15 protein-coding genes are annotated in these 14,559 nt (G+C 58.0%); 3 read left to right on the top strand and 12 right to left on the bottom strand.

Annotated elements, in window-relative coordinates:
* Nucleotides 1–26: 26 nt before the first annotated feature.
* The 5 genes from AC2FLJ_RS09865 to AC2FLJ_RS09845 are packed head-to-tail and all read right to left on the bottom strand — an operon-like array spanning nucleotide 27 to nucleotide 6,040.
* The gene (locus AC2FLJ_RS09865) at nucleotides 27–1,625 is read right to left on the bottom strand and encodes an ABC transporter ATP-binding protein (protein WP_496705708.1); all 1,599 of its coding nucleotides are present in this window, start codon (nucleotides 1,623–1,625) and stop codon (nucleotides 27–29) included.
* Nucleotides 1,622–2,437, bottom strand: a complete 816-nt coding sequence (locus AC2FLJ_RS09860; protein WP_282170150.1) for an ABC transporter permease — start codon at nucleotides 2,435–2,437, stop codon at nucleotides 1,622–1,624. The genes AC2FLJ_RS09865 and AC2FLJ_RS09860 overlap by 4 nt, the downstream gene beginning before the upstream one ends.
* The gene (locus tag AC2FLJ_RS09855; RefSeq protein WP_282170149.1) at nucleotides 2,434–3,381 is read right to left on the bottom strand and encodes an ABC transporter permease; all 948 of its coding nucleotides are present in this window, start codon (nucleotides 3,379–3,381) and stop codon (nucleotides 2,434–2,436) included. The genes AC2FLJ_RS09860 and AC2FLJ_RS09855 overlap by 4 nt, the downstream gene beginning before the upstream one ends.
* A 40-nt stretch (nucleotides 3,382–3,421) precedes the next feature.
* Complete coding sequence (locus tag AC2FLJ_RS09850; protein WP_496697303.1) at nucleotides 3,422–4,492, bottom strand: ligand-gated ion channel; 1,071 nt, start codon at nucleotides 4,490–4,492, stop codon at nucleotides 3,422–3,424.
* A gap of 60 nt (nucleotides 4,493–4,552) precedes the next feature.
* Complete coding sequence (locus AC2FLJ_RS09845) at nucleotides 4,553–6,040, bottom strand: ABC transporter substrate-binding protein (RefSeq protein WP_496697305.1); 1,488 nt, start codon at nucleotides 6,038–6,040, stop codon at nucleotides 4,553–4,555.
* 169 nt (nucleotides 6,041–6,209) lie between these two features.
* Here AC2FLJ_RS09845 and panB point away from each other — a divergent pair, with 169 nt between their 5' ends.
* The 3 genes from panB (at nucleotide 6,210) to glpK (ending at nucleotide 9,434) form a co-directional block, all read left to right on the top strand.
* Complete coding sequence (panB, locus tag AC2FLJ_RS09840; protein ID WP_496697307.1) at nucleotides 6,210–7,049, top strand: 3-methyl-2-oxobutanoate hydroxymethyltransferase; 840 nt, start codon at nucleotides 6,210–6,212, stop codon at nucleotides 7,047–7,049.
* On the top strand, nucleotides 7,046–7,888 hold the full coding sequence (gene panC / locus AC2FLJ_RS09835) for a pantoate--beta-alanine ligase (protein WP_496697308.1): 843 nt from the start codon (nucleotides 7,046–7,048) through the stop codon (nucleotides 7,886–7,888). Before panB ends, panC begins: the two co-directional genes overlap by 4 nt.
* 67 nt (nucleotides 7,889–7,955) lie before the next feature.
* A complete protein-coding gene (gene glpK, locus AC2FLJ_RS09830) occupies nucleotides 7,956–9,434 on the top strand; it encodes a glycerol kinase GlpK (RefSeq protein ID WP_496697310.1) in 1,479 nt (492 codons plus the stop codon).
* Between the two features lie 13 nt (nucleotides 9,435–9,447).
* Here glpK and smpB read toward each other — a convergent pair whose 3' ends face one another.
* The 7 genes from smpB to AC2FLJ_RS09795 all read right to left on the bottom strand — a co-directional run bounded on the left by smpB (nucleotide 9,448) and on the right by AC2FLJ_RS09795 (nucleotide 14,479).
* Nucleotides 9,448–9,924 carry an SsrA-binding protein SmpB gene (smpB, locus tag AC2FLJ_RS09825; protein ID WP_058272887.1) on the bottom strand — a complete coding sequence of 159 codons (477 nt, stop codon included), beginning with the start codon at nucleotides 9,922–9,924 and terminating at the stop codon, nucleotides 9,448–9,450.
* 47 nt (nucleotides 9,925–9,971) lie between these two features.
* A complete protein-coding gene (idi, locus tag AC2FLJ_RS09820) occupies nucleotides 9,972–10,514 on the bottom strand; it encodes an isopentenyl-diphosphate Delta-isomerase (protein ID WP_058272886.1) in 543 nt (180 codons plus the stop codon).
* Nucleotides 10,515–10,722: 208 nt separating this feature from the next.
* A complete protein-coding gene (locus AC2FLJ_RS09815) occupies nucleotides 10,723–11,136 on the bottom strand; it encodes a c-type cytochrome (protein ID WP_496705544.1) in 414 nt (137 codons plus the stop codon).
* Between the two features lie 113 nt (nucleotides 11,137–11,249).
* Nucleotides 11,250–12,263, bottom strand: a complete 1,014-nt coding sequence (locus tag AC2FLJ_RS09810; protein WP_496705542.1) for a P1 family peptidase — start codon at nucleotides 12,261–12,263, stop codon at nucleotides 11,250–11,252.
* An 81-nt stretch (nucleotides 12,264–12,344) separates the two neighbouring features.
* Nucleotides 12,345–13,091 carry an SDR family oxidoreductase gene (locus AC2FLJ_RS09805; protein WP_109313665.1) on the bottom strand — a complete coding sequence of 249 codons (747 nt, stop codon included), beginning with the start codon at nucleotides 13,089–13,091 and terminating at the stop codon, nucleotides 12,345–12,347.
* Nucleotides 13,092–13,151: 60 nt separating this feature from the next.
* Nucleotides 13,152–13,571: an alternative ribosome rescue aminoacyl-tRNA hydrolase ArfB gene (gene arfB / locus AC2FLJ_RS09800; protein ID WP_282170143.1), complete on the bottom strand. Its 420-nt coding sequence runs from the start codon at nucleotides 13,569–13,571 to the stop codon at nucleotides 13,152–13,154.
* A 263-nt stretch (nucleotides 13,572–13,834) separates the two neighbouring features.
* Nucleotides 13,835–14,479, bottom strand: a complete 645-nt coding sequence (locus AC2FLJ_RS09795) for a queuosine precursor transporter (protein ID WP_058279096.1) — start codon at nucleotides 14,477–14,479, stop codon at nucleotides 13,835–13,837.
* Nucleotides 14,480–14,559: the final 80 nt, after the last annotated feature.

Here is a 14,559-nt window from a genome sequence, read left to right as displayed (position 1 = left end):
TCCTTTATTCGGCTCTAATATGCGGTTCACGCCACATCACGACCAATGTCTGGCAGCACTGGCGCGGCATTAATCAGGTCTTTTGTGTATTGGTGTTGTGGGTCAGAGAAGACGCTTTCGGTATCGCCTTCTTCGACGATCTTTCCGGCCCGCATCACCATAACGCGGTCAGTGATGGTGCGCACGACGCTCAGATCATGGCTGATGAACAGATAAGTCAGATCATAGGCCTCACATAGTTCGGCCAACAGGTCGAGAATCTGCGCCCGGACCGACACATCAAGGGCCGAAACAGCCTCGTCAAACAAGATCAGTTCGGGCCGGATGATTAAGGCACGGGCGATGGCGATGCGCTGTCTCTGACCGCCAGAGAATTCATGAATATACTTACCAGCGTCATCCGGGCTGAGACCCACCGCTGTCAACATTTCAGCGATCCGGTCCTGCCTCTCGGACCCCGTTACAGGAGCATCGAGCAGATGGAACGGTTCAGTGATCAGCCGGGCCACGCGGTGACGTGGATTGAAGCTACCATAGGGGTCCTGAAAGACCACCTGCATCTTGCGCCGCACGGCGAGGTTGGGTTTGTGACCCGAAAAGACAGGCTGGCCATCCAGACGAATGTCACCACCCTGAACTTCTTCAAGGCCCAGAATTGCCTTTGTTAGGGTCGATTTTCCACACCCCGACTCGCCGACCAGGCCCAGACGTTCTCCGCTATTGAGCGTAAAGCTGACTTGGTCCACTGCCCTGTGGTGCCCCGGTGTATCAAACAGCCTCTTGCGAGGCAGACGATAGTCGCGAATGACATTTGTCGCTTCAAGCAAAGGGCGGGATTTCGCGGGTTCGGGCAGGGATACCTGATGCCCCGAAGCCTTGAACAGCATACGGGTATATGGATGCTGCATGTGGTGTAGCAGATGGGCAGTGGCCCCAGATTCGACCACTTCGCCATGGCGCATAACAACAATTTGGTCGGCCATATCCGCAACCACGGCAAGATCATGGGTGATCATCAACAGCCCCATGTCGTATTCCGACACCAGCCCTTTTAGAAGCTTGAGGATTTGCGCCTGCGTTGTCACATCTAGCGCTGTGGTCGGCTCATCCGCGATCAACAGCTTGGGACGCAACGCGATCGCCATCGCAATCACGACACGCTGACGCTGCCCCCCGGACAGTTCGTGCGGAAAGCGGGACAGCGGGAAGCGATCCGGCGGCAGGCCAACACGGGTCAGAACTTCCTCCGTCCGGTCACGCGCCTGTCTGGGCGGCATGGCCTTGTGGATCAGGATAGTCTCCATCACCTGATCGCCAATGGTTTTGACCGGGTTCAGTGCGGTCATAGGTTCTTGGAACACCATACCGATCGCGGCACCGCGCAAGGCACACAAATCGTTTTCATCGCGGTCTAACATATCTGAGCCGTTCAGCCGGATGGCTCCGGTTGTCTTTGCTCCGTCCGGCAAAAGCTGCATCACCGCGAGCGCGGTCATCGATTTGCCCGATCCGCTTTCCCCGGTCACGGCCACGATCTGACCGGGCGCAATGGACAGATTGACCTGTTTCAGGATGTTCGTGCCGTGAATGGACAGCGTCAGGTTTTCGATCTCAAGCAAACTCATGCGCGCGCCACCCTGATCCGGGGATCCAGCCAATCGCGCAACCCATCTCCCAGCAGGTTCAACCCAAGCACCGTGACAATGATCGCCAGACCCGGAATCAGAGCCAAATGTGGGGCAAAACTGACCATTGTCTGCGCATCTGCCAGCATCCGGCCCCAACTTGGCGTGGGCGGTTGCGCGCCCAGACCGACATAGGACAGACCAGCCTCAGCCAGAATGCCCAGAGAGAACTGGATGGTGCCCTGAACGATCAGAAGGTTGGCGACGTTAGGCAGGATATGCTCAGCCGATATCCGTGCCGCACCTTTGCCCGAAACGCGCGCGGCCAGGATGAACTCCCGTTCCCATAGAGATAGCGCTGCGCCGCGAGTGATGCGTGCAAAAACCGGGATATTGAAAATGCCAATGGCGATGATCGCATTTATCGCGCCAGCACCGAACACGGCAGTGATCAGGATGGCGATGACCAGAGACGGGAAAGCAAATACCAGATCGTTGCCGCGCATGATCAGCTCGTCCAGCCACGACCCTTTGCGCGCAGCCGCTGTCAGGCCCAAAGGCACGCCCAGCGCCATGCCAATCCCCACCGCCACCAAAGCCACGGCAATCGAGGTACGGGCACCGACCATGATCATCGAGAACATGTCGCGTCCAAAATGATCCGTACCAAACCAATGCAACGCGTTGGGAGGCTGCAGTTTGTCGGGGATGTTCAGCGCAGCGTAATCATAGGGCGTCCAGACAAATGAAATCGCCGCCGCCAACAGCACCAGCGAGGACAGACAAGCCCCAAGGATCAGGCTCCGGCTCATGTCCGGCTCCTTAACCTTGGATCAACGGCTGCATAGGCCAGGTCGACCAGAAAGTTCACGGTGATGACCGCAAAGACCAGCAGCATTACCACGGATTCCACCACAATCAGATCGCGGGCCGAGATTGCCTGAAACACCAATCGTCCAAGACCCGGCAGGTAGAACACCTGTTCGATGATGATCGATCCTGCCAAAAGGAAGGAAAACTGTAACCCGATGATGGTCAGGACCGGGATCAGCGCGTTGCGCACCCCGTGCCGCCACAGGGCCTGACGCCGCGACAACCCCTTGGCACGTGCGGTACGCATGAAATCCTCACCCAGTATATCCAACAAAGACGATCGCATCACCCGCGCCAGAATGGCCGCCTGCGGCAGGGCCAGCGCGACGGCCGGAAGGGTCAAGGAGTGTAATCCCGTCCAAAGTCCCTTATCCCAGCCTGCGAACCCTCCGGCATTGAACCAGCGCAGATTGATGGCGAAGACCAGAACCAGCATCATGGCGAACCAGAAATTCGGAACCGCAATGCCCAGCTGTGTTGCCCCCATTACCGTCAGATCGCCCGGTTTGCCCCGGCGCGCGGCGGCGTAGATGCCTACAGGAAACGCAATCGCGGTAGACAGGGTAAGCGCATACAGAGCCAGAGGCAGCGAGACCCACAGCCGATCCGCGATCATCTGCGATACTGGCGTGCGATAGGTGTAAGAGGTTCCGAAATCCCCCACCATCATCCCGCCAACCCAATTGAAATACCGCTGCACCTTGGAGACATCCAAACCCAACTCGGCCCGCAGAGCGGCAAGCGTATCTTCTTGAGCATTGACGCCCAGCATGAATGACGCAGGATCGCCGGGCGCCACCTCAATCACGGCAAATATGACCACCGAGGCGACGGCGAGGCTGATCACCAGCGATATCAGGCGTTTGAGGGCATAGCGAAGCATCGAGGCCACGTTAGGGGTGCGTGCTCTGCGGGTCCAGCACCTATGGAACCAGAAGATACGCAAAAACCGCATAGCCAACGATTGCGGCGTAACCCAGCGGGTAAATCCACTTGATGGCGTAGTTATCCAGCTTGCGCGCCCCGGATTCGCGACCCGAGACTTTGAGCCTGCGCAAGGCGACATTGAACACAATCAATGCGCCGGTCATCAGGAACATGCATTGCAGAACGAAATCCAGAAATGTCAGGTATCCAAGCTTTGGCAGATCAGCAGAAATCGCCCAGTTGAAAGCTACGAATACCAGCAAGTTTCCTCCGGCAATTTCGATCCTTTTGCGGTATTCATCAAGAAAGAACAGTGCCCAGCCAACCGAGATCAGCACCAGCATCGGCAGAAACACCCGAATGACATAGTAGGTCAGATGCCGGTGGCCTTCGAAGATCAGCGCAACCTGATCGCTGTCCTGACCGGAAAGGCCCGTGACCTGAGAGGTTTCAAGCCGCGCATTGTCCAGAATCCACTCTTCCTCGCCCAGCAGGTCACCAAGGCCCGAGAACTCGTTCATCGGATGATAGGACACATATTGGGATGGAAAGATCGAAACGACCTCGAAATGAAACTCCTGTGTGTCGAAAGGGTATTTCCGAAAATCGAAATGTGGGGCCTGTAATGTCAGCGAGGATTTCTCGACATACAACACCCGCCCGTCATATCGCAGAGAGGCGGCGGCTTCGTGAATCCACTTGTTGGATTGTTGGTTGTGAATGACGAATGCTGGTACCACCGTCCCGATCTCAGCGGCATGATCGGCCAGCGCCGGGGGGTTGAAAACCCGGAAATCGCGCCCCAGCTCTTGCCGGTCAAAAGCCAACGCAGGGTCGGCCCACTCAACACGCAGCACAACCACGGCACCGTAGTTTTCGGCCTTCTGGTCAACGCTGGTGATCTGATCGATTCGAATACCGATGCCAACATCCAGCGGGTTCTCTGGCGTCCCGATAGGTGTATCCAACCGACTGTCCAGAATGTTCTGCGCCACAACCGGTTCCACAGTCGTTGCCGCCAGGGCAACGGTCACAAAAACCAGAAACAGGACACGAAACAAATTCATCCTTGGCTCACTCGACAACATTAAATGCAAGGGCCGTGAACCAGCGGCCCCTGCCTTGAGTCACTCGGACCAGCTGATCTGCGTCAGATCGATTGCGGCCGTGGGCGCGTTTTCCCACAGGCCCCGAACTCCGGCTTTGGCCACGCCCAGCTTGGCCAGCTGGAACAGATACCCGTTGACGTAGTCGTCTGCGATCAGGCGCTGCGCCTCACCCAGCAGACGGGTGCGTTCTTCGGGGTCTGTCGTTGAATTCAGCGTGTCCATCAGCGCCTGGAAATCGGTGCTGTCATACTGGAAGTAATAGTCAGGGCGCGCATAGATCCCGATATCCATAGGCTCGGTATGACTGACGATGGTTAGACCAAAGTCCTTTCCTTTGAACACCGATTCCAGCCACTGGGCCCATTCGACGTTGACGATATTGGCCGTGATCCCGACCTCGGCCAACTGAGCGGCGACGATTTCGCCCCCGCGCCGGGCATAGGATGGGGGCGGCAAATGCAGCGTCGTCTCAAACCCGTCGGCATACCCAGCATCAGCCAACATCTTAGCAGCCTTTTGGGGGTCGTAGGCCGAGTTCCCAGTCAGATCGACATAAGCCGGATTGTGCGGCGCGAAATGGGTGCCGATGGGCGTACCGTAGCCAAACATTGCTCCGTCGATGATCGCCTGACGGTCAATCGCGTGGGCCAATGCCTGACGCACTTGGATATCATCGAAGGGTGGCATCTTGTTATTGGTGGACAGGATGGTTTCCCCTTCAGTCGAACCGACAAGCACCTGAAAGCGCGGATCAGCCTCAAATTGCGGCAGGTTTTCCGGCGCAGGGAAATTGTCGAACACGTCGATATCCTCGGCCATCATGGCCGCAAAAGCCGCCGTCGGGTCCGAGATGAACTTGAACGTAGCAGTCTCTAACGCAGGCCGATCGCCCCAATATTCTGGGTTGCGATTCAGAGTGATACTGTCGCCCTGCACCCATTCACCAAAGGTAAATGCGCCGGTTCCGACAGGGTTGGTCTTGATGCCCTCGATGCTTTCGGGCGCGACAATGACCGCATCACCCCAGGCCAGGTTGAACAGGAAATTCCCGTTTGGCTCAGACAGGGTCACCTTGACGGTCAGCGGGTCGACCACCTCGATGTTTTCAATCCCGGCAAACAGGGCTTTTTGCGCATTTGCGCTATCCTCGGATCGGGCGCGGTCTAGGCTGAACTTGACGTCCTCGGCATCCATCGTGGTGCCGTCGTGGAAGGTAACCCCATCGTGCAGCTTGAAGGTATAGACCTTGCCATCTTCCGAGATTTCCCAACTTTCAGCCAGACCAGGAACCACCGATCCGTCACCCATAAACCGGGTAAGGCCTTCGAAGATATTGGTGTAAACCACCGAATCGATGGCCTGCGCTGCGGCACTGGTCGGGTCCAGATGCGGCGGCTCTAGTTGCAACGCTATGGTAATGTCGGATTTAGCGAAAACCTGTGTACCAAACAGGCTGGCGCTAACCGCCAGCGCCGAGGCAAAGGACCGAAATGTCTGCTTTGTCATGTAAATTACTCCCCACTGAATATGGCAACCTGCGTTTTTTTGCGCCGTACTGCACCCAACTTCCCTTTAAACCTTAGGTCATTCAAGGAAATGTTCGCGCAACCGGGGTTTCTATAGCCCGCAACGATCTGTTATGCCGCGCTGCAACATGACAACCGGAGGAGCGACAATGAGCGCCACCGCCCGCAAAAAAGCCCCGAATGCACAGGATATCCGCGCCCGCAAAGGCGGCGAGCCGCTGGTCAGTCTGACAGCCTACACCACGCCGATGGCGCGGTTGATGGATGATCATTGTGATTTCGTTTTGGTGGGCGACAGCGTCGGCATGGTGTTGCACGGGCTGGAATCGACGCTGGGTGTGACGATGGAGATGATGGTGATGCATGGTCAGGCCGTCGCGCGCGGTTTGGAAAGTGCGATGATGGTCATCGACATGCCCTTTGCCAGTTACGAGCATTCGCCTGCCGAGGCATTCCGGAACGCCGCCCGGCTGATGTCCGAAACCAGCGCGGGCGCAGTTAAGTTGGAAGGCGGCGTCGAGATGGCCGAGACCATCCGCTTTCTGGTCAAGCGCGGGATTCCGGTGATGGCGCATATCGGCCTGACGCCGCAATCGATCAACACACTTGGCGGCTACAAGGTTCAGGGTCGCGACGAACAGGCCGAGGCTGTACTGGAAGATGCCCGCGCTGTGGCCGAGGCGGGCGCGTTCTCGGTCGTTCTGGAAAAAGTACCGCAGAAGCTGGCCGATCAGATCACCGGCGAAATCGCGATCCCGACAATCGGCATCGGAGCCTCAGCGGGGTGCGACGGTCAGATTCTGGTTGTCGACGACATGGTTGGCTTTTTCACCGCCTTCAAACCGAAATTCGTCAAACGGTATGCTGAACTTGGCCCGTTGGCCGAAGCCGCCATTGCAGAATATGCTGCCGAGGTGCGCGCACGAACCTTCCCGGCGGACGAACACGTCTTTTCCGATCAGGCCCCGACCAAAGGACCCAAGACATGACCGCCCCAATCTTTCGCCGTCTGGCCGACCTGCGTGCCTTGACTTCGGAATGGAAGCGGAAGGGTGAAGAGATCGGCGTGGTTCCGACCATGGGCGCGCTGCATCAGGGGCACCTGTCACTAGTTGAGGCCGCCAAGGCGGGTTGTGACCGGGTGATCATCACGATCTTTGTAAACCCCAAACAGTTCAACAACCCCGAGGATCTGGCAAAGTACCCGCGCACCGAGAACGAAGATGCGCAGAAACTGGCCCCCTACGGCGTTGATGCGATCTATGTTCCGGAGCCTGAGGAAATTTACCCGCAGGGGTTTGCCACCACCGTATCCGTCGCGGGCCTGACCGATGTGATGGAAGGTGAATTCCGTCCCGGACATTTCGACGGCGTTGCCACAGTTGTGGCCAAACTGTTCCTGCAAACGCAGGCGGATAGAGCCTATTTTGGGGAAAAAGACTATCAGCAGCTGATGATCGTGACCCGAATGGCGCGTGATCTCGACATTCCGACCGAGGTTGTTGGATGCCCCACAGTGCGCGAGCCCTCAGGTCTGGCTATGTCATCGCGCAACCTGCGACTGTCGTCCGAAGGGCTGGATATTGCCGCCCACAAAAACCGGATCATGCGGGAATTGGCGGCCGCCCTGAAAGACGGCGCGCCGTTTGATCCTTTGGCTGCACGGGCCGAGATTGATCTGCTGGCCGCGGGCTTCACGCAGGTGGAATATATTCAACTGCGGTGTGCCGAAACGCTGGACCCAATAACCCACGCAAACCGGCCTGCCCGCCTGTTCACAGCAGCCTGGGCGGATGGTGTGCGGCTGATCGACAATATTCCTGTCTGAACACTCTGGCACGTTCGTCATTGTTTGCGCTAAAGTCCCGCAAAACCAAACGACGGGGGGCGCAGGCGTGACCTACATTCTTGCCATTGATCAGGGCACCACATCATCGCGGGCAATTCTTTTCGACGCAGAGATGCAGCGCGCAGGCACCGCGCAGCACGAATTCACTCAACACTTCCCGCAGGAAGGCTGGGTCGAACACGACGCCGAGGAAATCTGGAACAGTGTTCTGCGCGTTTGCCGCGAAGTTATGGATAGCGTCGGGGTAACCTCTGATCAGATCGCGGGCATCGGCATCACCAACCAGCGCGAAACAACAGTAGTTTGGGACCGCGCTACTGGCGCACCAATCCACAACGCGATCGTCTGGCAGGACCGCCGTACCGCCGAGATCTGCGCGCGCTACAAGCAGGCCGGGTGCGAGGATGACGTGACCGCCCAGACTGGGCTGCTGCTGGACCCCTATTTCTCGGGCACCAAAGTTAAATGGTTGCTGGACACCGTGCCGGGTGCGCGGGACCGGGCCGAGGCCGGAGAGCTGATGTTCGGCACCATCGACAGCTTTCTGATCTGGCGCCTGACAGAAGGACGCAGCCACGCGACAGACGCCACAAACGCGGCGCGCACGCTTCTGTTCGACATTCACAAGGGCGAGTGGAGCGCCGAGATTTGTGATCTGCTGGACGTCCCAATGAACATGCTGCCCGAAGTGCACGATTGCGCGTCGGATTTTGGAGATACGACCCTATTTGGGGGAAATATTCCAATATTGGGCGTGGCCGGTGACCAGCAGGCCGCCACAATCGGGCAGGCCTGTTTCCAACCCGGCATGATGAAATCCACTTATGGCACTGGTTGTTTTGCTCTTCTGAACACAGGGGATAAGCCGGTCGAGTCGAAGAACCGCCTGTTGACCACCATCGCCTATCAATTGGACGGCAAACGGACGTATGCGCTGGAAGGGTCAATCTTTGTGGCCGGGGCAGCCGTGCAATGGCTGCGCGACGCGTTGCAGATCATCGAGAACGCCCCGGAAAGTGGCGAGCTGGCCCAAAAGGCAGACCCGAACCAGCATGTCGTGCTGGTGCCCGCCTTTACCGGCCTCGGCGCACCGTATTGGAAACCAGACTGCCGGGGTGCGGTGTTCGGCCTGACCCGCAACTCGGGTCGCGCCGAATTTGCACGGGCCACCTTGGAAAGCATTGCCTACCAAACACGCGACCTGTGGCACGCCATGCAGGGCGATTGGGGCGCCGCGACCGAGGTCACTCTGCGCGTGGACGGCGGTGCGAGCGCCTCGGACTGGGCGATGCAGGGGTTGTCGGATTACCTCGGTGCGGAAGTCGACCGACCAGTCATGCAGGAAACCACAGCGTTGGGCGCGGCCTGGCTGGCTGGAATGCGCGCTGGGGTTTACCCGGACCAACAGGGATTTTCGGAAACCTGGGCGCTGGATCGTCGGTTTGAACCCGAACTGTCCGCCGAAGAGCGTGATGCCGCCTATGACCGCTGGAAACGTGCGGTATCAGCTGCGATGGCGTTCTGAGAGGTATGAAGGGTCAGCTATGATCCTTCATCAACCGCTGCTTTTGTCGTGACCAGTCACGCTTGGCCTGGGTTTCGCGCTTGTCGTGGTTTTTCTTACCCTTGGCGATACCGATTTTGATCTTGGCCTTGCCCTTGTGGTTAAAATACAAAACCAGCGGCACCAGTGTCATGCCTTTGCGCTGGGTCGCGTTCCACAGGTTCGACAATTCCTTACGTGACACCAGCAGTTTGCGCCGGCGGCGTTCCTCGTGCTTGAACGATTTAGCCTGCTCGTAAGGGGCGATATAGCTGTTGACCAGCCACAGCTCGCCATCATCGACTGAGGCATAGCTTTCGGCGATGTTCGTCCCACCTACACGCAGGGATTTGACCTCGGACCCTTCCAGCATGATGCCGCACTCAAGATCGTCCTCGATTGCGTAATCGAAGCGTGCGCGCCGATTTTCGGCGATGACTTTGTAATTCGGGTCTGTCTTTTGCTTAGCCATGACGCGTTGATCTATGCGGCTTGGGCGGCCCTTGCAAGGCGTAGCCGTCAGGAGGTGGCCGAGATAATCAGATCAGGTCCGAAAATCGTATCGGCGTGATTGTGCAAATAGATCTTGAGCCACGGTGTAAATCGCTCGGGATAGCGCTGCACTTCGGCCAGAAGATCGTGGTAATCGACCCAGCGAATTTCCATGACCTCTTCCGGGTTGGGCTCAATCTTCAGCGGGCCGCGCACATGGGCCAGAAAGATGTCGACCACTTCATGCTCGATCATGTTGTTGCCGACATCGGCATGATACTCCAGCCGGTGACGGTATTCCGGGTAAAGCCCGGTAATTCCCAATTCTTCACGCAGCCGGCGCACTGCACAGACAGACGGTGTCTCGCCCCAGTCGGGGTGGGTGCAGCAGGTATTCGCCCACAGACCAGGGGTGTGATATTTTCCCAAAGCCCGACGCTGCATCAAAATTTCGGTCCCGCGCACAACAAAGACCGACACCGCCTTGTGCCGCAGGCCTTTTTCATGCGCCTCAAGCTTGTCCACTGGGGTCAACTCGCCATCAACCCAGGCCGGGATCATGATTCCCATCTGTCGTCTCCTGCTGCCGATCCACCCGAAGGGCCGGAAATTCGAAATTGGCTGCCACCGGGTCGGCTTGGCTCTGCGAATTTATGCGTGCAATGCATGAAATACCGCGCGCTTTCAAATTGGCGCTGTTCAACGCGGTTATCAAGCGCACGAAAGGCCGCAGGGGCTGCGGCCTTTTGTAACCTCAAACGGTGTTTGGTCTGCGGCTTTATTCGCCAGAAACGCTTACGATATAGGCGTAAACATCCTCGGCACCCTTCTTCAGCTTGAAAGTCATCTTGGATTTGGCCGAAGTTTCACCCAGATAATCTTTCAGAAACGCCTTGGGGTCCTTTGCATATTCAACGAATGTCGTTTCGTCCCAGACCAGACCGTTTTCACCAGCGGCAACGATGCTGTCACCATATTTGAACTCTTCAACGGTGCCTGCGGTCCGGCCTGCAACCCCATAAAGGTTCGGACCGGTTTTACCGCCCTTTACGATGACTTCACCCTCAGGATCGGCAATCTGGTGACAGGACTTACACTTGTTGAAGGTTTTCTTTCCGGCTTCGGCGTCTCCTTCGGCATATGCGGGAAGGGCCAGAAGGCCGACGATTGCGGTCGCGAGAATGCGATTCATAACTTTTGCTCCGATACGAATTGGCTGCACCGAATGGACCGTCGGCGCAAAAAAGAGTCAACGCGCAGATTGCCGCGCGAGGGCACTGTGCCACTGCGGCATATAGGCCGTCCTTAACTTAAATCATGTAAGCCAGACCAACAGGGTAAAAGATCCCCCGCCGCTGGCGAGGCAAGAAATACGGCCCGCGCGATGGCCCGCGATAGACAGATCGAAGCCACATGGCCAAGAAGCCCCAGTTCAGCCTCTGGAAGGTCGTGATTGCCTGTGCTGACGCCGAACACCAGATCGCCATCGCCTGGTGTGTGCGCGGGAACAATCGCCCGCGCGATCCCGTCATGGGCAGCCACCGCCAACCTATGGCATTGCGGCTTGGACAGCGCCGCGTCAGTGGCTACAATTGCGATGGTGGTGTTGGCCTTGTCCGGCTGGGCGGGTCGCATTGCTTTGGCCTTGCGACTGGTCAAGACACGACCAAGACCCGTGTTGGAATCAGGCCCTAATCCTCCGAATTCGTCGCCGATTTCAAACGGAGCGGCCCAGAAATGACGGTCACCCGGCGTGGTGACACTGCCGAGCGGATTGGCAGCAACCAATGCGCCAACCGTGACCCCGTTTTCCATCACAAACGAGGCGGATCCGAGCCCACCCTTTTGCATGGCAGCCAAGGCACCAGTCCCTGCGCCAGCAGTACCCAGATCGAACTGATCGGACGCGCCCTCGAATGCGTGACGCCCCAGCGCGCGATAGGGGTTCTCGGCCCAGGCTTTGTCGCCACCGTTAAGCAGGTCAAACAGGATCGCCCCCGGAACGATAGGGACCACGACATTGCCAACCTCAAAACCGCGGTGTTGCGTGCGAAGGGCGTCGGCCACCCCGGAACAAGCATCCAGACCAAAGGCCGACCCGCCGGACAATACGATCGCATCCACGCGCGATACGGATTTGTCGGGAGCCAGCAGATCGGTTTCCCGCGTGCCCGGCGCGCCGCCCATTACGTGAACGGAGGCCGTGAACGGATCAGCGGCCGTCAGAACGGTTACACCGGATTTGAGCGCATCATCCTGAGCGTTTCCAACCAAAAGGCCGGGAACATCGGTGATCAGGTTTCGGGGTCCGGAGGTCATTGCGTCTTCAGATGTTGGAACAGAAGAGCGCGCAAGCGTGCTGCCTCCGGCGGGGATATTTCTTGCCAGATGAAGAGCGGATCAGATGCAACGGCCACCGTCGACCTCCAAAGCTGTGCCGGTGATCATGCTGGCCTCGTCGGAACATAAGAAACAGGCGGCGTTGGCCATATCCTCGGGTGTTGAGAAACGGCCCAGCGGGATGGTCGACAGAAACTTGGCGCGAACCTCGGGCGTATCCTCGCCCATGAAAGACTTGAGCAAGGGCGTTTCCCCTGCAACCGGGCAGATGGCGTTTACCCGGACACCCGATGGGGCCAGTTCGACCGCCATAGTCTTGGTCGCGGTGATCATCCAACCTTTGGAGGCGTTGTACCAGTTGAGGTTCGGTCGTGGCGACAGCCCCGCCGTCGAGGCCACGTTCAGGATCGCGCCAGTACCACGCGATTTCATATGCGGAACCAATGCACGGGCCGTTAAATAGACAGATTTCATGTTCACGTTGAAAACGCGGTCGAAATCCTCTTCGCTCACATCCTCCAGCGGGGTGGGAAGGTGGGTGACGCCGGCGTTGTTGACTAGGATATCGAGATGCCCCAGTCGATCAAAGGCTGCGTCTGCCATCGCCTCAACCGATGCGCCGTTGGCCAAATCGACCTGATGTGCAAAGGCGTTCGGGCCCAATTGATTGGCCTGAACCTCGGCCGCATCACCGTTGATATCGGCGATCATGACGCGGGCGCCCTCGGACAAGAACTTGCGTGCGATCCCGGCACCAAAACCTGATGCGCTACCGGTCACGATTGCGGTTTTACCCTCTAACCTCATGATCTTGTCCTTTTGCAGCTGCGCAAAATCAGAGTAGCGATGCGCCGTAAAGATACCAGATCAATCTTCGGGTATCTTACCGCGCAGGGCTTTGACGTCTGAGCGTGCCTTTTTGGAAGCCAGACGTCGCTTGACCGAACCGTAGGTGGGTTTGGTGGCGATACGGCGCTTGGGTTTAACCATAGCGCGGGTGATCAAGTCGGCCAGCCGGTTGCGCGCTATTTCGCGGTTGCGCGCCTGGCTGCGGGTTTCGTCGCATTGAATGATGATCGCGCCCTCTTTGGTCCAGCGTCGCCCCGCCAGTCGCTTGAGCCGCGATTTGACGGGATCAGGCAAAGAAGGTGAGCGCGCCGCCTCGAACCGCAATTCGACGGCGGTGGACACCTTGTTCACGTTCTGCCCGCCGGGACCGGATGAGCGAACAAAGCTCTCGGTCATTTCCCAGTCTTGCAGGGTGATATCGTCGGTGATGCGCAACATGAGGCTGACCTTACAGGCCTGATCCGAAAACAAAAAGGGCCGCCCCGCATGGGACGGCCCTTCGAAAGCTCAGGAGGTTGGGTCGGTTAGATCAATCGACCAGCCGGAGCGAGCGCTCCGCCAAGGGCTGCCTTAACAGGCGATCCCCCCGGTTGTTCCAACACCTCTCTCCAATCCCTTTCTCGACATTGGATCACCTCCTTTCAAACTGTTTCGGTTACTGGAATCGTGCCACGAGTTGCACGAAACTCAAAACGTTTTTTTTACGCCGGCTGAGCGGTCAGTCGCGCCACGATCACCTTGAACGGGATCAGCGCGATCATCGCCAGCGACAATTTCACCAGCCAATCCGCAAAGGCCAGCGTTACCCACAGGGGCGCCATCGGACCGGTCAGCATGAAGGGTACAGGCTCCCACGCCCAGCTGATTGCGGCGTCGGCGTCGGCACCAAAGAGAGTAATCGAAGCCGAGAATGCGATGGTGAAGAACAAAGTGGTGTCCAACGCCGATCCGATCAGGGTCGAGACCAGCGGCGCGCGCCACCAACGGCCGCCACGCAATGAGTTGAACACGGTGACGTCCGTAAGCTGCGCGAGCAGGAAAGCGGTCCCGGACGCAACGGCGATTCGCAGCGGCACAGCGGCATAAGTGAAACCGTCACCTTGCAGCATGATCTGGCTGCCGATCAGCGAGCAGATGATACCGGTGATAAACCCGGCAAACACGACTTTGCGGGCGGTCGCCACGCCATAGACGCGGTTCATGATGTCGGTGACCAGAAAGGCCAGCGGATAGGTGAAAGCACCCCAGGTAAGCAGCCCGTCAAAGATCAGGAACTGAACCAGAAAATTCGAGGCCACAACAATGGCAGCCATGGCAATAATGCCGGGTATATAAGCGCGTTGCATTTTCAGATGCCCGTTTTGACAAGGTAGCGGCGACTTGGCCAAGGGACCGTCCCAAGGCAAGCCGCGCTTCTAGACCTTTG

Source organism: Ruegeria sp. CDSA034 (assembly GCF_059612275.1).
Note: the sequence above shows the minus strand (reverse complement) of the source record. Positions and strands in the feature narration are given on the sequence as shown.